Raw genomic sequence first — 24,105 nt, forward strand, 5'->3', positions numbered from 1 at the left:
TCTCTCCTTAAAAAAAGGATATTGACTTAATAATCCAAGAATTTTAAATGTTTCGTTCGATTTCTATGAACACGCATAATTCCCCACATTCCTAGTTCGATATCCCAACGAATATTTCCGGAACGATACATATAATCACCAGGAAATGCAAAAAAACCACCAGCCCCATTTAATAATTCAAGATTTGCTCGTTTGCCCATAACATTCACTCCAACAAAAGACTGGACTCTAGAATCAGTATCTTTTGGATCAAATCGCCAAGAATGGCCATGTAATCGAAAGGTGTGGGCACGCCTTCTTTCAGCAGGAGTTACGAGTCTGATTGTTACTGGGTCTCCAGCATAGGCTTCATATAAAGGAGTAGAGGGATCTTCAAATACTTTTGAGCTAAATAAGTCACCTAAATTCGGGTATTCATTAAACCGATTAATTAGTCTTTCCGTACGATAGTTAAATCCTCTGGAACCATCATCATACGTGTCTGCCAATTCTTCGTTTTCTTCATCTGCTCCTAATAATACTCCATCAAATGGGTCGATGATTAGCTGATTAGCAGCATCCCTTAATCGAACACCATCGTGCATTAACATAACAAATTCACGGGTATCTGGAAGGAAAGGATTTCTTAAAACTACATGTGATCCAGTTTTCTTTGGCTTCAGTGTATATGGGTCTAGCCATACTGTTCCGCGTGATTCTGCGACAAAAGCTCCAAAAGCTCCTTGTGAGCGATGATTTCTGATGTCAGCCATATCCCAAAGTCCGCATACACCATGATCATCATCTACAAACCAACGATATACTTTTACTTCACCTGGTCCCACTGTTTGATCAGGATTAAACCCAACCGTTTCACCCGCTGAATTCTGAATATCATAATCAAGCATTTGTGGGTGTAAGGATATTCGTAATGAAGGTGGATAGAAGGCCTGCTCCTTAACTCGTGGATAAGGGTAAATTCCATCTTTAAATTCAAATTTATCAAATTCCAGAAAACTCTTTAATCGTACTTCAACCAAATCTCCAACATTCCCCCGAATTATGAGTGGTTCAGGGTTTTTCTCTCCTTTTATAATGGCTTCCATATCTTCTTCTAATGCAAATACAATACCAAATGGATCATGCTCACCGTAGCGTTTGTTGTAAATAATCGGGGTCTGGAAAGCTACGACGTTATATCGTAATAACCTTGTTGCATCTGGAAAAAGATCAAGTTTTAGTTTTGATTTTTTAGGAGGTTTACCTGTGCATTTCGGTAAGGGTTTCGTACGTTTAGGTGGACGTGGACGGTCTGATAAAGGTATTAAATCCGGCACTTCTTCACCAAATGCCCGAATTAATCCCCATAATCCATTCCAAAGATCTTCTTCTGTTTCAAATGTCCATAAATAATCCCCAGCTCGAGGAATATAGGTTTCAAAGGTAAAAGATTCAGAAATTCCAATATGTTGTTGGTCTTCCATTTCGGATTGAAGATCTCCACGCTCAGGCAACCATTTTAAGCCATGGACGTTAAAGCTATGAGATTCTTCTTGTGCTCCTTGTAATAATCGAATGCGAATAGGGTCACCTTCATAAGCTTTTAAAATAGGCGTTATAGGATCTCCATTGACATGGGAACTAAAGGAATATGCTGGGTCCTTGTCCTTACCTAGACGAAAACGCAAAGGTTCATTCTTATAGTTAACTCCAAAGAGCCCTGGATCATCTGATGAACCTGGAAAGTTAGGTGGGTTTAAAGGTTCTCCATCCTTGTCAAAAATTAGGGAAAAATCATGAACCATTAATGCAAAATCACGGTAATCAGGAATAAGCGGGTTTTCTACTGTAATTTGAGAACCTCGATTTACTTCTTTGCCAGTTGCTGAATCTACGAGTGTTGAAAATCGTGGGTGAACCACTCCCGAACCAAACACACCATGTTGCTGGTGAACGGTTGCAAATAAATGGTCATGGAAGAACCATGCTTTTAGTTCCACATCAGCATAATATTCATACCGTATCGTCTCTTTAGGAAGTACACCTGAATCATAGTTCCAGCCAACGTTTGCACCGTCAGTTACAAGGACGTCAAATTTTACAAAGTGAATATGCATAGCATTCTCGTAGGTTCTAGTTACAAGTTGAAATGCATCTCCGTCAAGTATATGTGGTGTTCGATTGGTGAAATTAACCCGTATACTTGAACCAGCATTTTGGTGGAATATAAGTGGCTCAGGTTCTTTTTTACCAGATAGAATATCATCGATATCTTCATCAAATACATACATTCTACCTTTAGGGTCATGCCAACCATGACGATTATATACCATAGGCACTTCAATTAAAGAAATGTTAAATTCTTTTACAATCGCATTTTCCAAAGCGGGTTCAGCAAATACTGCTCCTGGTCTGGCATTTGGAATAGCTGCATTTTCCTCTAATTCGGTCATGTCTCTTCCATTAATTATCCCAAGAGGTGGTCTCGGTGCTTTACAGCCAACCTTACCAGGAATAAAGTTAGGAAATCCAGGTTTTGCTTTCGTTGGTTTTGGTGGCACTGGTCGGTCTGGAAGAGGTTGTAATGCTATAATAGGCTCTCCGTTCGGATAGCATTGACTCCCATCTTGAAGGGTGTTGAAAATCCGATTCATTCCCCACATACCTGCACCAAAGTGTGGGTACAAGTGACAATGAATAATAACATCACCGATAGCCCCATGGAGACTTCCTAGTCCATATAAAGGTTGAACATTATAAGTGGATTGTGGACTAATTGCTTGTGCATCCAATATTTCAGTATTAAGATTAAATGGATCGCGAAACCATTGATGAACATGATAGTGAAAGACATGAGTTTCTTTTACGCCTCCATGAAGAACACGAATGATAGACGGATCTCCTACATACCCTCTCAAAATCGGTGTGGCAGGATCTCCATACACCCAGGAATCATGGTGTACTTCTTCACCATCTGCCTCAGGAGCTACAACTCCTTCGTCAATTAATTGCTTCCTGCGCCACTCCGGTTCATAGCGGTAATTTACACCATGGAAGGAATCAGCTTCCTGACCAGTAACATGATTTATTGGGCGATTGCCAGTTAGATCATCCACTTCCATTTCATCATTGAAAATCCATGCATATTCACGGAAAGATGGTAATAATTGGTTATGAATATCCGCATATACACCGCTTTTCAGTGGTTCACCTGTAACAGGATCTGTCCAAGTAGAACCACGTTTTTGAACTAATAGTGCTCCATAAAGACCATCCGTATTTGATCCTTTTTCAGTACTGGAGACGTTCCCTAAGTCAGAAAAAAAGTAATTACCCTCAAGTGTAGCATTAATTGTATACTTTATTTTCTCTCCAGGTTCTGCTAAAGTGTTAGGATTAAAACCAACATAAGAACCGTCGGCCTTTAACACGTCATAATCCGCTTCAGAAAAGTGCATCCCTGCTGCATAAGGCAGTTTGTTCTCTAATATTATTTCAACAATATCTCCCTCATTTGCTCGAATGACAAGCGGCTCAACAAGGTCAACAGGAGTAAATGGATTTTTTCGTACTGCTGAACGTACTTTTCCTTCGTTTTCTTTTAATACATACATCGCACCTGTTGGATTATGGTCACCAAAGGTATTGACAACAATGCGAATAGGAATAGCAACTACATGAAAAAATCGTTTCATATTCTTTTCCTCCTTTCTTTACTTATTCTTTCAGTTCGGGAATTTTAGGTCCACCTGACCGTTCAATATAAAATACTTCAATGGAATGGATATGAATATTCCATTCACGTTTCTCCAAAGGAGCTTGTGACGTTGTCTCGACAAAAATAATTGCATGATCATCTATAACTTCTTTAATAGTTCCGATAAATATAAATGGAAAGTTTGGAATAAGGACAAATACTTTACTACCAATACCATCTATAAAACGTTGTATAATTGCTTCATCATGAATTATGTTAACAGGTACATTTTGACCATTTGTAAATGTTTTATTATTACTCATATTTACACTCCTCTTAAGTTAATGGGAACCTTTTATCTGGATCCCAATCTGGGGTGAATACAGCAATTCGCTCAAAAGGTATACTTAAAGGTAAAGGGAAATTATAAAATGGTGCATTTACTATTTTAATAATGACAGGGAAAAGTGTAACATGTCCTGGTTCCACTTCATTTACCTCTCCAGTGAAAATCGGACGAAAAGTCTGACCTAATAAATTAAGCTGTGGTGATTGCGTAACGATTAGAATATTTTTCCCTATTAAATCTTGAAATTCACGAAATAAATCATCCTCAAAAAATTGCTCATCATTTTCAGAAAACCATTTACTCATACGATAGCCCCCTTTAAATAGGTTTCTGTATTACTGTATTCACCTTAATTAAATGAGACAGTTGTAATAACCCAATTCATTAAAACTTTAAGCCTATTTTTACTAACCTCGTGAATATTTGAAAGAGACGAATTGTTTCAATTGCTTCAATCTGTTCTAAGGGAATTTCGTGTGCTTTTCGAAAATGTTTAATTCTGAGTGTGTTTTCTGATGAATTATTTATCTTTCCATAACAAGTTTCATGATTAGAAAGCTTAACCTTCACCCATGTATTCTCCCATCTAGCTAAATTAGTTCGGAGGGATTCAAAATGAAATTGTTGAATAAGTGCGTCTTTTTGTGAAACGACTTCACCAAAGTTCAGTAGTAATTTTTTCCTAAGGTCATTATCATAAAGATAATGTTGGTGGGTATTTGAATAGTTAGGGATACCATACGGAATATTGGCAGCATCAATATGGTCATAAGGTATCCAGATCCGGTCTTTTAAGTTGGTTATTGTTACGAAATCTCTTCCAATGGCATTCACCTTTCCTTTATATAAAGTTATTTCACCTGCTATATTGGCATATATGATAACTTGCTGATTTCTCTTCTTTTGAAAAAACCTCCTTAAGGTTAAGACCTTTCTCTTGTTTGTATCTACTGAGGTAGTATGGAATAAATTTTTTTGTTCCATATACTCCTGTAAGATACGGGTTTCTTCTAATGAAACACTACTAATAGGGGAGGTTAAGCCCTCCCCGCTCATAAGATTAATCTCATTTACTGGATCGGATTTAATAATTTCTTGTTTCCGCTTTTCCAGAAGTAACTTTACGTATTCTTCATGTCTGATCTCATCCTGCATAACTAAAGCCCCTTTCTGCATTTCTGTAATAATATTGTATGAATGTGAGGGAGTATGTACTGGGAGATTGTCCTGAAAGACAACAATTTCTCTTTTCATCTAAAAAAGAATAAGCAATACATTGCCTATTCTTTGGTGAGTCGTTTTATATTTTCCATCATTGCTTCTAAATCAACAGGTTCTCCCATAATGTTCATTTCATGAACGGCGCGGATGCGGTCGTTTCCATCAACTAGATACATATTTGTTCCATGCGTTATCATTCCATTTTCATCTCTCTGATAAGTCATTTGAAATTGTTTTGCGGCGTCTTCAGTTTCAGTTATTGTCCCACGTTGCATAAACCAACCATTTGGATCAACATCAAAACGTTCGGAATAATTCTTTAATACTTTTTCAGTATCAAATTCAGGATCAAGCGTTATGGTCACTATTTGCACTTCATTCTGGAATAAGTCCGTCTTTTTTAGCTCTGTTTGTAATCGGGATAAATCAACCATTGTCATTGGACAAATATCAGGACATTTGGTAAACATGAATGCAACTATTTTAATCTTTTTATTGTGCAAATTATAATCATCCGTTAAAACAGAATCCAATTTTATATTTTCTATCTTCTTTATGACTGGCAGCTGATTTTGCATGGAGAATAAATAGTAAAGTAATCCACCTGCTAAAAGGATGATAAAAAAGGATAGGAGTAATTTCGTTCTTTTTCTAATCATCTTATTCACACCTTTAAAGAATATTTAATTAATGAACAGCTTATCATACAAAGAAATGTTGAAAGTATACTAAAAACCAACATGTTTTGAGTTATCATGATGTTACTTAAGGATGGTAGACCGCAAAGGGATGGGTCAAGAATGACACCACCAACCATTGAACCAGTAAGTCCACCTATGATGCCTGACGACACACCAGTAAGTATGGAATGCGGTTTTCCTAAGGCGCCAAAAAGGATACCTACTATCGAACCGAAAAACACAGAAAAAATGGACATGATAGTAAAAGATAATGGAAAGAGAAATACAAGCAACATGGATATAACAAGTGGGATAATCATCGAAGAATTCATAGCGATTGTCATCGAATAGCGGTCTGTAAATAAAAATTTTTTTATACGAAGTGACCGGTAAAGCTTCATGGCAAATAAAATATTTAAAATTAACAAGCTAATTAAAAAATAAACCATATCAAATCCTCCATTACGATCCCCTCATGGAGATGATAACTAAGATGACCACCATGACTAAGGTAAATTCCATGAAAAAGATAAAGGTAAAATTATTATCGATTACTGCTCCAATCATAGGAGACATAATCCCCATCATTAGGCCATTCGTAAATCCTGTTAAGAAAGTTTGATAATCAAACATCGCTCCAAAGACACTACCTGCAATAATTCCAATGAGTGTTGTCGTAATCGTTACTTCTGTATAATGAAATGGAAATTGTGCCATTAAAAGCACTCCAGAAGCGATGGCAATGATACCACCTAAAATTAAAGCGATATTCATACCTAATTGAAAACCTATTAATTTTCTATTTTTATACAAATATACATACAGAAATGTTGCAACGACAAAATTACCGATAAAAAAAAGCTGAAGATAATAAGATTCAATCAATGGCTTCACCTCTAGATAGGTTATCCTAAAATTGTTCAATTACTGCTTTACTATATGCAAGAAGGAGTATTTAGGTTAGGCTCTTGTTAAAGTCTTAAAAGAATAATAATGATAGAACAATTGTATTGTTTTTGGTTGATATGGGTGCTCAAATGACGCTTGTTGTTACCATCTGTGGATTTTAAAACCAATAAAGTTATATAAAACCGAGATATGAAAAACTGTAAGGAGTTTAGGCAGAATTGGAGGGGTGTATAAAGGATTAGGGCGTAAATCATCACATTTCAAAAAAGATTAAAAAGCATTAATCCCTTGGTACACAAAAGATTAATGCTGCTTTCAACTAGTGATTCTGATTGGGCTCGTGTGTATATTCAAATGAAAAGATATTGCTGCTTTAAACTTCTTTGGTTACTTTTTCTTTCATGGGTCCTTGCTGTAGCAACCGCCTTTTTCATCGGTTGCTACAGTTCCACTCCAAGACCTCGATTTATTCCCAATGATCGGCAAGTACTTCTGCTTGAACCTGCAGACTGCCGTATGCTTCATGAGAAATTAATTCCTCATTCAGCTGATAGTCAATCAGAACCTGAAAACCATCCATATGCCGAACCACTTTTTCTGCTTCTCCCTGGTATTCATAATGCCCGATAGCTGTTAAGTGAAGTTGCAAAGCACGAACGGCTTCTTCATCTGAAAATGCGCCTTCTTCATCAAATTGGGCAACAAGGTTTTCCAAGCTGGCTGCACTTATATTGATAGATTCCGTATCTGCAACGAGCGGCAAAATGATCTCGCTGTTACCCGGCAGTACGGTGATTTCCGTTCCTCCCGGTGGACGAATAGTATATTCATAATCACTGGCCATGATGACCACGCCAATTTGATGGCCTGCTTCAAATACATGGTCCTTTGGCTGCATATCCCAATGGAATGTATATACTTCACCAGGAACGATCGCTTCCGATTGTTCAGACGAGTGTCTATTTTGCGGATCCATCCACCCGCGTGATATAATCTCTGGACTAGTGCCGCTGTAATCCACGAGCAATGCCGTTAAATTGGCAACCGGCCGATCAATGCTCGCTTCGATTTTCACTTCCGGTATCCCGCTCAGGCGAACGTCTTCGGTGAGTGCCGGTGATAAATAAGCCAGACGATTCGGATCGCTTAATTGAGGATCTGCCGCTAGCTGATTTGCTTCTATCATCGGATCGTCGGTAAAAATTTCTGTACCGTTTCCGTTTTTATCGTTTATACTGAGTGTTCCGCCCTTTCCTTCATTTGCTTTATTAAAATGAAGTGAAATCTCCTCCATATCGACCGCTGGCCAGTCGGCTTCCTGATTCCAACTGCCATCCTCGCGTTCGATATCTACCATGGGTTCGTCCACAATGCCGTTTTCGATGCCATACAACCAATAGTCAAACCATCTGTTTTCCGTGTCCTGCCAGTTATTGGCGGATGTCCCGCCGTGCCCGCCTTGATGCAGCCACATTTTACGAGTAACATCATGGTCTCCGAGCGCTTCCCACCATTGGGCAAATTGCATTGTTTTCACATTCCAGTCATTAAGACCGTGAACGACTAAAACACTGGCTTCAATCTGATCTGCATCTTTTACATAATCACGCGCTGCCCAGAAGTCGTTATAATCACCGGACGCTCGGTCTTGCTCTTCGTATAATTCTGTTATCAAGTCCTCACAAACTTCACGGTTGTCACGCGTCAATACACCTTCTGCTAAGTTATCCGCATCCTCACCTTGGTAGCCTCCCGGTGCTACAACGGCTCCATTGGCACGAAAATAATCATACCAGCTGCTGATCGCAACCACCGGTATAATCGTTTTGAGTCCCTCGACACCGGTAGTAGCAACACCGTTTGGAAGCGTTCCATTATAAGAAGCTCCGGTCATCCCAACATTTCCAGTTGACCAGTCAGCGCTGACTTCTTCGCCGTCTTCATTGAATGCTTTTGCATTTCCATTCAGCCAATCAATGACTGCTTTCGTACCCAAGATTTCATTTTCATCCCCCGTAGTAGGACATCCCGTTGCGTTGCCAGATCCAATACTCTCCCCAAGAATGACACCATAGCCACGCGGTACATAATAATTTCCTAATCGACCAAGATTTTGACTTTGTGTTTCGACTGCATAAGGGACTGCTTGAAGATTCCCAACCGGTGTCAAATCCACATCAACATCATGAAAATTGATCGGATTTATTCCTGCACGATAAGGACTCATTTCAAAAATAACCGGGACTTCGACGCCAGTTTCAGTATCTGGTCTCATCACTTCAATAGATACAACATCCAGTTCGCCATCTCCATCGCTATCAATCTCGGTCTCTACAAATAATTTTTCAATAATCGCGTCATCCGTTGAGTAAATCGGTGAAGTCATACCATCTTCCAGTTCTATTCTCGTAGAATCCGAAGCTGTTTCCGGAATTTGACCATTCAAAGGGATGTCACTGTCCATTGCAAATGCAGTGGATCGTTCTGTTACTGTAAAGCCATTTCCCCCGGTAAACACAGACAAAAGTAAAACAAACAAAATCATTAAATATGAAATTTTTGTCTTCATATCTATCCCCCATTTTTAAGTGTTCTCTGTGACAGTCCTTTGTTCTGCCACAGAGACTCTTGTAATCTATCCCCACACGTCCTTTAATGCTTCAACCTGAATATTTAGTCTGTCATATGCATCTTCGGAGATCATTTCGTTTGCGAGTTGATGGTCAAGCAAAATTTGGAAGCCACCCATGTGTTTTACGACTTTTTCTCCTTCTTGTTGGTTTTCATAAGGAGCTACTGTAGTTAAATGCAGTCGCAAGGCGCGAATGGTTGCTTCATTTGAGAACTCACCCTCTTCTTCAAGTTCTTCCACAAGATTTTGGGTGCTGGGTACACTAACCCCTAGTTCTGCACATTGTCCAATCGCAGGACCGTTCAATTCATTAACAGCACCAAAATCGGTCACGTCATGATTATTTCTATCGCACACCAATAAGCCATCGAGCGTGTTTCCTGCAAAAATGGGTCCATACGCTCCATATTGATCATTAGCGGAAATTTGAACATTATCAGAAAGCGTGAGATTTCCGTTAAATTCATTCCCTGCAAGCGTAATGTCACTGGCTGTTTCATTGATCGTAGACGCACCGCTCACAGTCGTTCCAAACATTTGTACCGTATTTGCATTGTCAGCATTTAAACCGCCATTGATTGAACTGTTGAAAGCCACGAGGGAAGCACCATCTTCTACCGTGATACCACCGTTTACAACAGCATCCTCTAGACAAATGATACCTTCGCTTATAACTAATCGGCCATTGTGATCGCCGGAAATAGTCTCGATACATGCAGGTGATTCACCAGGCAGTACGGTTGCATTGAACTCATCTGCTTCCCCGATGTTTCCGGAAGCATCAATAGCGCGATGCTCAATGGTATGTGTGCCAAAACCAGGTACAAAAGCTCCACCTGGATCATCCTCGGTGTAGGATTGCTCAAAAGTTACTTTCGACAATCCGCCCGTGCCAAGGTTTCCGTAGGTGAGTGCCTTGATGTCAGTACCAGAATGAGAGAATGTAAATGGAGCATCAATGGTCTCTTCAGGGAATCCATAATAGTTGTACCAGCCGTTTCCATTCAAACGAAGCTCACCGACCACAAATCCCTCTTGATCATCTTCAGGTTCGAGTGACATATCGAACTCATTGAAGTACACATTGTGATCATCTTCGTCTGATAATGAAGTAAGCGGCTCGGAAAGTGTTCTTGGTGCCTCAGGCATACCATTGTCAACTGTCCAGGTAACCGTATCTGAGTCGCCATTAGATTCTTTAGGGTCACTCAAAACGGCAGTTAACTCGGAAGCACCTTCAGGAAGATCTTGAGCGCTCAAGTCAAACAGCCGACTGTTGTGCGCATCCATGACTTCTTCGCCGTTTAACTCCCAAGTTACATCCAGCACTCGATCATTTGGGTTAGCCGTTTCAACGTAAGCGATTTCATCATGTGCAAGGGGACGTTCTGTTGATGCATGTTTAGTAAATTGTACGTCTACTTCCTTCTCCGGCAAAAACGCACCCACTGTCCACTTTCGGGTTTGGGTCATTCTCGGTCCTTCCAGAAACTCCGGATCACGCACGAACTCTGTCTCATCCAGCACCATGACTTTCACGGTGTCTCCATCCTCCACACCAAGTTCAGCCAATTCCAAGAAGCGACTGTTCTGTTCCGATGCCACTTCTTCTCCGTTAATTTCCCAGGTTACATTCAGTTCATGAAATCTTGGATACATTGTTTCAACCCATACGACATCATCAGTGCCCACTTCCCCTTCAGGTGTTGAAGACAGCGGCATCTCTCCGCGATTACGCATTCCCGTGATTCGTTGGGTCATGTGTTCACGCCCCACCTGGTCAAAGTAGAAACCGGTATGCCTCATCATCGAATGTTCGCTAGGTCGCCAGATGTTCTCGCTGTGTAGATTTCCACTTTCATAGCCATCCGGATCTGCTGCTCGGATGATCCCTCCAGACTCACTTTCTTCACCCAGCCAACGCCACCATTTAGCTTCGTTCTCTATCATCTCTTCAGCACTCATTCTTGTGTGATGGAACGAGCTTGGCTCCTCATCTGGGTAAGCACCTCCAGGTACGTCCCGATTCGAATATGCATACTCATCTCGCAAATTACCTAATGAGTGTCCAAGTTCATGTATTGAAACTAACGGCCCTTGGGGACTTCCGCCAGTTGTGGTAGCGTGCGTACCTCCTATGCCGCCATATGTTGAAGTATTTGCAAGTGCTAGCGTCTGAATATTCTGTGCCCCTGCGGGAATACCCAACTCAGGTGCCACATGTTCTCTGAGGATCTCATTTCGTGCTGCCGATCCACCGGAACCATACGTAACTCCTCGTGCCAGTTCAGCAGCTGGACAGGTTCTTGCATACTGTAAATTGAAAACAGTATCACGACGGATATTTTCATCATCTGGATCACAACTGATTCCAGAATCTATAGAAGGTGTTTCCACCATGTACACATTGAAATAATTTCGGTAGCTGCGAAATGGCTCCACACTCCACTGTACATTTTGATTCCGGTCCACATCTTCATGGAATTTATCCATCTCATCGGTCGTATAGCCGTCTCCGAAAATAATCAGATTCAATCGTTCTTCTGCAGGCCCGGTTTCTTGAAGCGGAACAACATTTACATCCCTGGCTTTCAAGTCATTTTCTTCTGCCGAGACGATAGTGCTTCCTTGCTCTGCAGCCATACCTATGCCAATTAAAAGTCCCGATAACATCACTAATAGATATTTTTTAATAATATTCACCCCGTTGTCTGATTACAATACTCTCTGTGACATGTTCTTACATACCACAGAAACTGTCTTCATCAATCCCATTTCTCTATTAACCCGCCTCTTCAGAAATCAATTCATTCTCCGTGGCCAATCTATGAAAATATCAACAATCTCCCCTTAAAATAACCACGTGTTTTTCCTCACCCCCTTATTGAATTGCCTCGACCAAAGACCTGGATATTTTCTTCGATTCATGGCCAGCTTATCTCCATTTTTTTATCAGGTAATCGGTATGATCCATCAAGGTATTGTACGCTTCCTCAGAAACCAATTCATTGTCTAACTGATGGTCAAGCAAATACTTAAAGCCTTGCTCCATATGTCGGATAACTTTGTCAAAATCTTCTTGATTCTCGTAACGACTCACCGCAGCTAAATGAATCTTCAAGGAATGAGCTGCATCTTGATTTTCGAACGATCCTTCTTCCTCAAAACGCTCAATTAGCGACTCCATACTGCCTGCTGTCACCGTTAATGTATCATCGTCCCCTACAATTGGCAGTGTTAACTCACTGAGTGCAGGAATTACTGTAAGCTCAGCACCAGGCTCTGGACGAATTGTGTTTTGAAATTGACCCCAGTCACTCTGATCAATAACGATCCCGATTTGATTTCCACTTTCAAACACATAGTCATGCGGCTGCATGTCCCATGTGAACGAATATTCCTGATTTGGAGTTAGAGGGACCGACTCGGAAGATGACTCCAAATTCTGGGGATCCATCCAGCCACGTGTGATAACCTCCGGACTTTCTCCATCATAATCTACAAGTAATACAGTCAGATTTGTCACCGGGCGGTCAATACTTGCTTCTATTGTTATTTCAGGGGTTCCGCTGATTCGAACTTCTTCCGTTAATACCGGTGAGAGATAGGTTAAACGATCTGAATTGCTTATTTCAATATCGCCAATGATTCCATAATCCCTCATAGATTGGTTGTCGAAAAAATTCTCAGTATCCAATGGGTTGTGCACAATGGAATTACCACTGAGAATACCACTTTCACCCTCTGTTCCAGCCTTCAAGTGAAGCGTTCTTTCGGTCATTTCATCTTCTGGCCAAGCATCTTGTTGATGCCATGTGCCGTCTTCTCTCTCAACATCAACAAGTGGCTCATCTGTGATGCCATTTTCAATACCGTAGAGCCAGAAATCAAACCATCTATGCTGTGTTTTTTGCCAATCATTAGCGTTCGGCGTTTCATGATCTCCTTGGTGGAGCCACAGTTTTCGATCTATATCATTCTCACTTAAAGCCTCCCACCATTGCGAGAAATGCTTCGTCTTCGTATTCCAGTCATTAAGACCATGCACAACAAAGACGCTGGCCTCAATATTTCCTGCATTCGGCACATAGTTACGCTCTTCCCAAAAATCATTATAGTCACCTGTTTGTCGATCTTGATTTTGAACCATCTCTGCCAATACATCATCACACACTTCCGGGTTATCCCGCGTTAAAACATACTCTGCCAAAAGGTCAGCATCCCATGAAGGGTTCCCGGATACAGCACCGTTAGCACGATAGTAGTCATACCAGCTGCTTATGGAGGCGATCGGTATAATCGTCTGCAGCCCCTCAACACCTGTAGTAGCAACACCGTTTGGAAGTGTACCATTATATGAAACGCCCGTCATACCAACATTACCGGTTGACCAATCGGCAGTAACTTCTTCACCATCTTCGGTGAATGCCCGTGCATTGCCGTTTAGCCAGTCAATCACCGCTTTCGTGCCAAGAATTTCGTTCTCGCCACCGGTAGTCGGGCAACCCGTCGATCCTCCGGCACCGATGCTATATCCTAAAATGACAGCGTAACCGCGCGGGATATAATAATCTCCATAACTACCCAGCTGTGCATTAATCGTTCCTTCCTCTATACGTTCACCCATATCAAAATGATCGGAAAAAATATGATGCTCGCCAACAGCATAAAGCTCGTGTTCAATATCGTAATATTCAATAGCATTTGATCCACCCCGATACGGGCTCATCTCGAATATTACCGGCACCTGAATACCCGATTCAGTATTCGGGCGCATGACTTCAATTTCAACTTGATCCAATTTTCCGTCACCATCACTATCAACTGTTGTTTCGACAAATAAATTTTCAAGAATCACATCATCTGTTGAATAAATCGGTTGCGTCATGCCATCTTTAACCTCAATGTTTGTCGAATCTAGAGCAGTTTCCGGAATTTGACCATTAAGGTTCAGTTGTCCTTCTTGGCCATCCGTGTTGGCAAAAGCATTTTCTGCACCTAAATTAGGAGTGACGAAAAGGAGAAAACTTATCGACAACAAAAAGAATGTTTTTTTCTTCAATAATTCCAGCTCCTACTTTTATTTTTAGAGATTCACTTTTTTCTTTTTCCTAGATTCATAGTTTCTGACACTAATAAGGGATAAAATACGATATAGGATCTCTGCAGGTGGTGGATATAGAAAGGGTTGCAATCTAAACATACTTGTCCTTTCAAGAGGGAATACCATTCATTATTAATTATGTAATCCTATTCTGTGGAGTTAAACAATTAATGTAGGAATTTTTAATTTCTATTTCATTAGTCAACTTATCCCCCATCTTTTTAAAGTGTACTGTTAAATCTATGAAGTATTATGGTGTAATCATACCAAGTATTTTGTGGAAATAAAATACTTTTCTTAAGAAACAGAACTTTTGTACTGTTATTGCAATAGCTCCATAGTAAAAACTGCTTAATATTAATAGTGAATTTTCTCATTTAAGCTAAAATTATGGATTAATCAAGTGAAAGGAAACTGTTTATGGAATTAATTAGTGTTATTTGGGAATCAAAGTGGGCTACACAACGCCAAAAAAGAAATGGATCAGGGGAAATTCCCCCTAATCCATCAAATTACTTATATTAACAGTCAGCTGAACTGTCTCAAATTCCATTAAGTTTTAAATGGCCTTTCTAAAAAATCAATTTCTATCATTAATCGTTAATCTGTATTGTAACTTCAGAATCCAGTTGATTGGATTGGACTTTTAATGTGATTTCACCTTGATGTATGGCAGTAAGTTTACCTGTGATATAATCAAATACCGCTGTATATTCTTCTGATCCAATCACATCTTCAATTTCTTCACTGGCACCCACAAATACATTGTCACTTCCTGACCATTTAACACTCGCTGGATATCTGAGCGGGAAGTTAATAGCTCCCGGCTGATGACCGGTAGCTTCTACTTCAACTGTTTCACCTGCTTCTAAGAATTCAGGTGCTTCAATCGTAATCTCTTCAAGTGATGGATTTACTTTTGCTCTTACCCAATCCGTCGCATCCGGACCTTGAATACCTCGTAATAATGAGGATTCTTTTTTAACACCGAACATAGTCCAACCGAGGATTCCTCCATTGTCTGGTGTGCCATAAGGATCTTTGCCTGCCGATCCGGTCACAAAATAGGGTACACCGTCCACACGGTTTACGTTAAAAATGGAAGCATGGGAAGAAATAAATATTGCTCCTTTTCCCCCAGACATCATCCTAAAATCAGACAGCCATTCTTCTACAAGGGCAACTTCTTTTCGGTCACTTAATTGACTATTAGCCGTTGTCATCGGGTCATTTGTTGGATGGTGTGAAAATACAATTACGTTTCGAATTTCTGGATTTCGTGCAGCCTCACTTATAGTGGACTGTAATTCAACTAATTGCTGAAAATCAGAAACCCTGTAACTTCCGGTTGATGAATCCATCATAATGAATTGTACACCATTATGAACGAATGATTGTCGCGTATCTCCAAAGACCGCTTCAAAATTATCTAAATCCCCCGTTCCCGCCATTTCGTGGTTACCTGGCACGTAATAAACCGGGAACTGATCCCCAATTTCTTCATCTAAAACCTGCTTGGCTAATTGAAAATCTTCCGGGTATCCAGTATCAACAAAATCACCGTTTATGACCAAAAATTCAGGATCAGCAGTTATTATTTCCTGTAAAGTTTCACGCGTTCTTTCCATTGCTTCACTGTCAGGGTTAGCTGCTACAAATTGCGTGTCTGCAATAACAGCAAATTCCCATTGATTCTCGTCAAATTCATCATTTTGAATAATAAGCGGATCCGCTTCCGGTTTTCCCTGTTCAGGCATCTCAACTTCAGGCGGAACTTCTACAGTCAAATTATCAAAAATTAAACTTCCAGTATATTGTTGGTTTTGATCTGTTTCTACAGGATAAATTCTCCACAAACTGATTGGATATTGAATACCTTCTGGTACTTGAGCTTCAACATATTTCCACCCTGTCCAATCGACTTCATCAGCTAAGTTTATTACATATTGAGTACCAGTTACATCTCTGAGTACGGCACGAAGCCAGGCTCCGTTTCCATCTCCGTGAACCCAAAGACCAATTCTTTGTGTATTGGCCGGAAGCTCCACGTCAGGGGTTGCTTGCAAATATGCTGCACGGGTGGCAGTAGTTGTACTAAAATCATAATTTAATTGAATGGCATCTCCTTCGTAACCTTCCACTGTTTCTATAGAAGCTCCTACTTCAGCTGGAAATCTTTGGGCACTCCATATAGAAGCATCTTCAAAATCTGAAACCATTTGCTTCTGGAACCCAATGGTTACGGGCAGATAGAACACTTTATCTAAAACAGTGACTGTAATCGTAGTTGCTGCTCCGTCTATCTTTGGAGTTACTGTATAACCCCCGTCATTATTACTTGTAATTCTAATTACAGATTCATCATAATCTAATTGAATATCTTGGGTTTCAATAGGGGCAGAATAACCATTCTCATCAAAACCCATTACCGAAAAACGATCTGTTTCTTCCAGAACAGTACTAATTCTGGATTCAGTTGCTTCTATTCTCTTTATTTCTCCCAAAACCTGAATTCTGCTTTCTGATTCAGCATTACCTTCTTCTGCTTTGGCTAAAGCTAACCCCTGCTTACTCGCAGTGAATACCCCCTGATCGTTAAATGCTCCAAACTCACTTGGGTAAACTTCCCATTGAATATTTTCAACAGCCACAGCATCAAAAGCATCATCAAAACCATTCGCTGTAAAATTCCTTGTTAATTCAGGAAAAACACGATAAGCATTTTCATCTTGATTTACAGGATCAGCATTCAGATCTGCAAGTTGACCATTTCCTTCAGCAGTGAAAATGCCAATACCATTTGGCACCTCACGTTCCACTCCATCAGATGGATTATTTTTCACTTCCACTTCGTTTTCTCCCGGCATTCTGGAGGTAAGTGTTGATGAACCCCCGCCATCAAGATTTAATGCTTGATATGCACCAACTTCTTTCATTAATTCAGCCATTTCATGTAATGTCATTCCTCTGCTTGAACTTTGACGGCCATCTACTAAAACGAGATACATTGTCCCGCCATCTTGGGAAAATCCTACAGCCGTTCTAGGCGCAAGTGCTTCGTCATCGACATTTTGTACAGCACCATCCTCTACAAGTGTCGGATTTCCGCCAATGGCAAATTCATATTCCCCATCTTCATTTGTTTTAGGTTCAAATTCAACCGTAACAGAATCACCAACTTGCAATTCTTTTAATGTGTCTGCGCCATTCCCGCGACCGATTAATATATTCATGTTCTCTGCTATTTCACCATCAGAAATTTCACTGCCGGCTTCTACAACTTCCCTGTTTTCAATAATCACTTCATAAACATTCTGATCTCCATGAATGACACCTTCCCTGGATGCTTGTCCCCATAAGGAATTATATAAACCTATTCCATCTACGGGAATAGTATTTTGGTTTAAGGATTCCAATTCATGTTCTTGATTATTAAATGTGATTGTGCCATCCAGGAAAATATTGGCTATCTCCCCAATCCCTTCCTTTGTAACACCTGCTGACATTTCTCTGCCATTATTAGGTCCCTTAATTATTTCACTATCTTTAATTCCAATACCTAACGGAGATTGAGTAGCATTGATATCAAAAAAATCTCCGTTTACGCTGGCAATCGCTCCTTCACGGTTGGTTACTTCAGAAATTGGTTCTGAAGCTGCAACTGCATTTCCGGAATTTAAAAGGTCAAGAGAAACAGCTTCATTCCCAAGATCAATCTCTAACATTTCTCCATTGATCCATCCACGAGCATCAAGCATTTCAAATGTGGTAAATTCAACACCTTTTCCAACCTGCTCGGTTTCCGATTTTGTTTCTATCTGTTCACTCTGTTTTATTCCTGTAAGTGTCTGTGGTTCATCTTCTTTTGATGATTGTGGAATCTCCTTACTTTCAATTGAAACATTGTTTGGACTACTTGACACGGTATTTCCGGCATATCCTACCGATCCCAAAGTTTGAAAGGTTAGCAGAAACACAAAAGACAGCATTAATAATTTTTTTACAAACCGCATGATTTTCACCCATTCATATTGAGATTATCGTTCCTCACATGTTACCTTCTTTGGGTAGCTGCATTTAATTTGTTTATTAGTGCGTGTTCAAAAAGGAGGATGAAAAGGACCGAGAAGTTCGAGGCAGCGTAGCTTTGAGTAGCGGAACGTATGCAGTTAATACGTGAGCAACGGAAAAGCAAGCCAACGAAGAAATTCGATGTGTCATTTTCACCGGACTTTTTGAACCTCCTCTATTAATGAGTTATCTTTCTTCACCATCTGTTTGCAATGACTCAAATGTCCATGTCAATTCAAGTGAATCACCCTGGAAAACATTTTGATCCTTCCCATTGTCCACAAAATTAAATTTGACAATAAAGTCATGGGCTGAATCGACAGGCAGTCCTTTTTCACCGTACCAAGGATACATGATATGCTGATTAATGGCCTCTGGCGTCATTTCAGCTAATTCAGCAATTGTCGTTGCGTATATAATCTCATCCAAGTTATTGTTGTTATATAAAAATTCCACTTCTACATGTTCTCCAAAATCTTCCTCCCCGTTATTTCCTGTTGCATCTGTTACGGAATAAGATGTTTCCAGTAAAACTTTTTCTATGTCTAGCGTTCCTTCATTTGTAAGTTCAAAATTACGATAGAAAGAATCTCCAGGCTTGATATTTTCAACATTTATGATCGTTGTTGGATCAACACTTAAGTCCAATGTACCCGCAGTAAACGTATTGCTGCTTACTTCTGTATCACTAAAATATGCGAAAGTACCTCCACCGATTAATCCAATTCCTAAAGTAAATATTGAAAAAGCTGTAATCAATTGCTTTTTTATTCCCATCTTCTTTACCTCCCGATAGTGTAATAGACTAAATCTACCCTTAGAGCACTTTTCCCTTCACTAAGATTACAAAATTCTTAGATCACTCCATATTTCCCTCCTGCAATGAACAATACCAATGTTTCACTTCTCATGGAGGAACATGCTGCCTTCTGTCTGCTGGCATCTTTCTCTTTCAAATTTTGCTGCTCCGGCTACTGATTTAACTGTATTTTCATGTTCGAAAGTTCCGATAATTATCGCCTTGTGAAATCTGCTCGATTCAAAATTTATACTAACCGATCTGTCCCGCTGAAGCTCGACAGTTTGTTGATAAGATTGATAACCTCTGCCCTCCTTTCCTGGTTTTACATCTAGCAAACTACCAAGACAGTCATAGCTGTTATCATCACTATAATAGATAAACGATGAGAAAAATGACGAATTTCGTCATATATAACCGAGGAATTCAAAATTGAACAATAGGTACTAATGAGTTACACAATACAATTAGGGAGAAGGTCTGTAATACATTAATGAAATTTATAAAAACACAATAAAAATAGTAATAAATACATGTTATTTCTTTCTATCAATCTGAGCAATAATAAAAATGAGACATAATTACTACCTTTGACACAAAAAGAGACACATTCCTAAATATGGAATGTGTCTAATTGCCTATGATTCCGATTGGGCTCGAACCAACGACCTCATGCCTGTCAAGCATGCGCTCTCCCAGCTGAGCTACGGAATCGTATGAAATTGTTGCTAGATTTAATATATAAAATATGTGCGATTATGTCAATAGAAAAAACTGGAGTGCACCCTCTTAGCACCATATTTATCCTGCTTAACTGGCTATTTTTCAGGGATTCTCTGCTTTTTTCTCTTAAAATATAGTTATTGCGGAGCAAGTTTAATTAAGTTTCGTCAATTTTATCAGCGCTTCTTGGGATTTATCAGCGAGTTCTTCCATTTTATCAGCACTTTTCCATAATTTATCAGCGTTCCAACATTTTAAGGGTTCCAGCCCTATCCCACAAATCATTTCGCAACCCGAAATAAAAGATTGGATTAAATATCCGTTTATCATTATAATAAAATATACCTTATTATAATAAAGCATGGAGGGTCTTTGTGAAAACTGTTTTTTCTTTTTTAAAGCCATACAAACTTCCTGCTAGTGTTGCATTTCTCTTAATGCTTGTGGAACTGGCGGTTGAACTAATGCTCCCTTTTTTCTTGGGAATGATGATCAACGCTGGGGTTGTCAATCAGGATATCAACAACATCATCATGTGGGGCAGTATTATGATTGGGCTTGCATTTATTGCTTTTATCGCCGGAATTATTAATTCTTTTTATGCCTCCCATGCCGCCTGGGGATTTGCCCGGGATATACGGGAAAAGTTATTTGAAAAAATACAGGCTTTTTCGTTTGCGAATTTAAATATGTATCCGACGTCCGCACTTGTGACCCGTTTTACAAATGATGTGCGGCAAATTCAGAACACCATTTTTATGGCACTTCGGATTATGTCCAAAGCTCCGCTGATCGTGATCGGCGGTGTGACTATGGCGTTCATTGTAAATGCTCGTCTTGCACTGGTCTTTCTCGTAACTGTACCGCTGCTTATCGGGTTTCTTCTATGGGTCCTGAAAGTTGCCAGGAGCATGTTTGATAAAGTACAAAGCAGCGTAGACAACGTTAACCGAATCATGCAGGAGAACCTGGCCGGAATGCGGCTGATTAAAGCTTTTTTCAGACGGAATCATGAAGAGGCTCGGTTTATGGATGCTAATACGGAGCTAGCCGCCCGTACCCGCAGAACATTTCGTTTTGTGGAATCTTCCATGCCGATTTTATTATTAGTGATGAATTTAAGTCTTATTTTTATTATTTGGTTTGGAAACGTGCAGGCAACTGCCGGCCAAACATCGGTCGGGGAAGTAGTAACGATTGTCAATTACGCCATGCGTGTAGCCATGTCAATCTCCATGTTCACGTTTATTATCATGGCTTTTTCACGAATGAAAGCATCTGCCAATCGTTTAAGTGAAGTACTTACCTTGAATACAGACACGGCGGATCAAACATCAGTGAATGAAAATGCTCAGGTAAAAGACGGAAAAGTGGAATATCAGCAAGTTTCTTTTAAATATCCTTCTGCAGATAACATGACTTTAAAAGATGTATCCTTTACGGTCAATGCCGGAGAAAAACTCGCTGTGATCGGATCAACCGGTTCCGGGAAAACTTCTTTATTCCAGCTTATCCCAAGGCTCTATGATCCATCAGAAGGAAAAATTTTTGTGGATGGAAAGGAAATCCAATACTATGAAATGGATACGCTGCGGGGAAGTATTGGCTATGTCCCGCAAAGTCCGCTACTGTTCACTGGTTCGATTACCGAAAATATTGCCTGGGGGAAAAATGGCGCTTCAAAAGAAGATATTGTGAAGGCTGCAAGAGATGCACAAATTCACGATACAATTATGGACTTGCCTAATCAGTATGAGACAAAAGTTGGCCAAAAAGGAGTTAATTTATCCGGTGGCCAAAAACAACGGATATCTATTGCCAGGGCATTAATCCGCAAACCAAAAATTATCATGCTTGATGACAGTACAAGTGCCCTTGATTTAGCCACGGAATCACGGCTGCTTCAAGCTATTCAGGACTATCAATGTACGACATTTATCATTACACAAAAAATTTCGACTGCCAAAAGTGCTGATCGTATTTTACTTATGGATAACGGGAAAATTTTGGATATCGGAACACATGATGAACTGTTAAGCACGTCCACACTATATAAACAAATTGTGGAATCCCAGTTTGGAAAGGAGTATGCATATGCAAAATAACCAGATGAAAGAACCTTTTCAATACGAAAAAATTCCACTGGATAAGATTAATGTTAAAAAGGAAAGAAAAGCAAGAAATACAGCAGGAACAATTAAACGCATCTGGTCCTATTTAGCACGCCAAAAAGCAAAACTGCTGATGGTAATCTTTATGGTGCTAATAAGCTCAGCTATGGCACTTTTGGGACCTTTTATGATCGGAATGGCTGTAGATGACTATATTGTGTCTAGAGAAAGCGCAGGACTTGTGACGCTCATTATTTGGCTGTCTATCGTTTACTTGCTTCACTCCCTGTCTATTTTCCTGCAAAATTTTTGGATGGTGGGCATTGCCCAAAATACAGTGCATTCACTGCGGGAGGATCTTTTTCATCAGTTTCACCAACTGCCGATCTCCTATTTTGACAAGCGACAGCATGGTGAATTGATGAGCCGGATTACCAATGACATTGATAATGTGAATAATACCTTAAACCAGTCGGTCATCCAGATCTTTTCCAGTGTATTAACTTTAGTTGGTACAGTTTCTGTGATGCTTTATTTGAGTCCACTGCTCACCGTTGTTACAATGTCGATTATTCCTGCCATGTTCCTTGTCATGCGCTGGATTACGAGAAGAACCGGCCCTTTATATAAGCTCCAGCAAAACGACTTGGGTGAGGTAAACGGATATGTGGAAGAAATTGTATCCGGCCAACATATTATAAAAACTTTTTCCCAGGAAGATCGTGTAATTGGGGAATTTAAGGAACGAAATAATAACTTGAACCGTTCTGGATTTTGGGCGCTGACGATTTCCGGATTTATTCCGAAAGTCATGAACATGCTGAACTTCCTCAGCTTTGCATTAATAGCACTTGTTGGTGGTATTCTTGCCATTAACGGCTTTATCACCGTCGGCATTATCGTTATTTTCACCGAATATGCTCGGCAATTTACACGCCCGTTAAACGAACTTTCCAATCAGTTTAATATGCTGCTGGCAGCAGTAGCAGGTGCAGAACGTGTATTTAATGTCATTGATGAACAAGCGGAAGAAACTGATGAAACGAATGCAAAGGAAATGGTGGAAACTAACGGACATATCATTTTTGAAGAGGTATCATTCGGATATCAGGATGAAACTATTTTAAAAAATATCAGCTTCGAAGCTAAACCGGGAGAGACTGTTGCCTTTGTGGGACATACTGGCGCGGGGAAAACAACGATTATCAATTTAATCTCACGTTTTTATAACTATGATGCGGGGAAGATAATTTTAGATGGGACAGATTTAAAAAACATGACACGTTCCAGTCTTCGTCAGCACATGGCATTTGTTTTACAAGACAGCTTTTTATTCCATGCCACCATCCGGGAGAATATCCGTTATGGCCGCTTGGGGGCAACAAATGAAGAAGTGATTCAAGCAGCAAAAGATGCAAACGCCCATGATTTTATCGAAAACCTCGCCAATGGATATGATACCGTACTGGATCAGGAAGGAAGCGGCATCAGCCAGGGGCAAAAGCAGCTCTTGACAATCGCTCGCGCCTTGCTTGCAGAACCCGCCATCCTCATTTTGGATGAAGCGACAAGTAATATTGATACGATTACGGAATTAAAAATTCAGGATGCATTAAAACGATTGATGCAAGGAAGAACAAGCTTTGTGATCGCCCACCGCCTGAACACGATACAGGAAGCAGATAAAATTATCATGCTGGAGCATGGAGAGATTATTGAAAAAGGTACACATGAAGAGCTTTTGGAGGAACATGGCAACTATTATGACCTATACAGAGGACAATTATTAGATAAAGCTAACTGATTATGCTTATAATGGAAATAGGATGA

15 protein-coding genes, 1 tRNA gene and 2 pseudogenes are annotated in these 24,105 nt (G+C 40.0%); 3 read left to right on the forward strand and 15 right to left on the reverse strand.

The genetic code is table 11. The features are described from left to right. Positions 1–26: 26 nt before the first annotated feature. The 5 genes from ACDX78_RS01640 to ACDX78_RS01660 all read right to left on the reverse strand — a co-directional run bounded on the left by ACDX78_RS01640 (position 27) and on the right by ACDX78_RS01660 (position 5,905). Complete coding sequence (locus ACDX78_RS01640; RefSeq protein WP_486024778.1) at positions 27–3,674, reverse strand: multicopper oxidase domain-containing protein; 3,648 nt, start codon at positions 3,672–3,674, stop codon at positions 27–29. Positions 3,675–3,696: 22 nt separating this feature from the next. Continuing rightward, positions 3,697–3,999 (reverse strand): hypothetical protein, encoded by a 303-nt coding sequence (locus ACDX78_RS01645; RefSeq protein WP_486024780.1) that lies wholly within the window; start codon positions 3,997–3,999, stop codon positions 3,697–3,699. A gap of 13 nt (positions 4,000–4,012) precedes the next feature. Continuing rightward, a complete protein-coding gene (locus ACDX78_RS01650) occupies positions 4,013–4,330 on the reverse strand; it encodes a hypothetical protein (RefSeq protein ID WP_486024782.1) in 318 nt (105 codons plus the stop codon). A gap of 79 nt (positions 4,331–4,409) precedes the next feature. Next, a complete protein-coding gene (locus ACDX78_RS01655) occupies positions 4,410–5,279 on the reverse strand; it encodes a hypothetical protein (RefSeq protein WP_486024784.1) in 870 nt (289 codons plus the stop codon). A 26-nt stretch (positions 5,280–5,305) separates the two neighbouring features. Continuing rightward, positions 5,306–5,905: an SCO family protein gene (locus tag ACDX78_RS01660; protein WP_486024786.1), complete on the reverse strand. Its 600-nt coding sequence runs from the start codon at positions 5,903–5,905 to the stop codon at positions 5,306–5,308. A gap of 141 nt (positions 5,906–6,046) precedes the next feature. On the opposite strand from ACDX78_RS01660, the gene ACDX78_RS01665 reads away from it, so the two are divergent. Further along, on the forward strand, positions 6,047–6,277 hold the full coding sequence (locus ACDX78_RS01665) for a hypothetical protein (RefSeq protein WP_486024787.1): 231 nt from the start codon (positions 6,047–6,049) through the stop codon (positions 6,275–6,277). A 111-nt stretch (positions 6,278–6,388) separates the two neighbouring features. Here the strand turns inward: ACDX78_RS01665 and ACDX78_RS01670 are convergent, their stop codons facing one another. From ACDX78_RS01670 to ACDX78_RS01715, 10 genes and pseudogenes are all read right to left on the reverse strand, one after another. Then, the gene (locus tag ACDX78_RS01670) at positions 6,389–6,811 is read right to left on the reverse strand and encodes a hypothetical protein (RefSeq protein ID WP_486024788.1); all 423 of its coding nucleotides are present in this window, start codon (positions 6,809–6,811) and stop codon (positions 6,389–6,391) included. Positions 6,812–7,301: 490 nt separating this feature from the next. Beyond that, the gene (locus tag ACDX78_RS01675; protein WP_486024876.1) at positions 7,302–7,598 is read right to left on the reverse strand and encodes an FIMAH domain-containing protein; all 297 of its coding nucleotides are present in this window, start codon (positions 7,596–7,598) and stop codon (positions 7,302–7,304) included. After that, a pseudogene (locus ACDX78_RS01680) lies at positions 7,587–9,299 on the reverse strand (Xaa-Pro dipeptidyl-peptidase); the annotation flags it as partial. The gene ACDX78_RS01675 and the pseudogene ACDX78_RS01680, both read right to left, overlap by 12 nt. A gap of 171 nt (positions 9,300–9,470) precedes the next feature. Then, positions 9,471–12,170 carry a M64 family metallopeptidase gene (locus ACDX78_RS01685; RefSeq protein ID WP_486024789.1) on the reverse strand — a complete coding sequence of 900 codons (2,700 nt, stop codon included), beginning with the start codon at positions 12,168–12,170 and terminating at the stop codon, positions 9,471–9,473. A 232-nt stretch (positions 12,171–12,402) separates the two neighbouring features. Further along, entirely contained in the window at positions 12,403–12,654 is a 252-nt protein-coding gene (locus ACDX78_RS01690; protein ID WP_486024877.1) for an FIMAH domain-containing protein, read from the reverse strand. A 30-nt stretch (positions 12,655–12,684) separates the two neighbouring features. Beyond that, positions 12,685–14,529, reverse strand: a pseudogene (locus ACDX78_RS01695) (Xaa-Pro dipeptidyl-peptidase); the annotation flags it as partial. Positions 14,530–15,164: 635 nt separating this feature from the next. Beyond that, the gene (locus tag ACDX78_RS01700; protein WP_486024790.1) at positions 15,165–18,584 is read right to left on the reverse strand and encodes a phosphodiester glycosidase family protein; all 3,420 of its coding nucleotides are present in this window, start codon (positions 18,582–18,584) and stop codon (positions 15,165–15,167) included. 244 nt (positions 18,585–18,828) lie between these two features. Then, complete coding sequence (locus ACDX78_RS01705; protein ID WP_486024792.1) at positions 18,829–19,419, reverse strand: TasA family protein; 591 nt, start codon at positions 19,417–19,419, stop codon at positions 18,829–18,831. Between the two features lie 663 nt (positions 19,420–20,082). Then, positions 20,083–20,155 (reverse strand) — tRNA-Val (locus ACDX78_RS01710). 162 nt (positions 20,156–20,317) lie between these two features. Next, positions 20,318–20,569, reverse strand: coding sequence for a hypothetical protein (locus ACDX78_RS01715; RefSeq protein WP_486024793.1), 252 nt, complete (start codon positions 20,567–20,569; stop codon positions 20,318–20,320). Here ACDX78_RS01715 and ACDX78_RS01720 point away from each other — a divergent pair. Then, positions 20,539–22,269, forward strand: coding sequence for an ABC transporter ATP-binding protein (locus tag ACDX78_RS01720; RefSeq protein WP_486024795.1), 1,731 nt, complete (start codon positions 20,539–20,541; stop codon positions 22,267–22,269). The genes ACDX78_RS01715 and ACDX78_RS01720 overlap by 31 nt on opposite strands. Continuing rightward, complete coding sequence (locus tag ACDX78_RS01725; RefSeq protein ID WP_486024796.1) at positions 22,259–24,079, forward strand: ABC transporter ATP-binding protein; 1,821 nt, start codon at positions 22,259–22,261, stop codon at positions 24,077–24,079. The genes ACDX78_RS01720 and ACDX78_RS01725 overlap by 11 nt, the downstream gene beginning before the upstream one ends. The last annotated feature ends 26 nt before the right edge of the window (positions 24,080–24,105 follow it).

This window comes from Virgibacillus oceani (assembly GCF_041521345.1).
Classification (GTDB): domain Bacteria; phylum Bacillota; class Bacilli; order Bacillales; family Amphibacillaceae; genus Virgibacillus_N; species Virgibacillus_N oceani_A.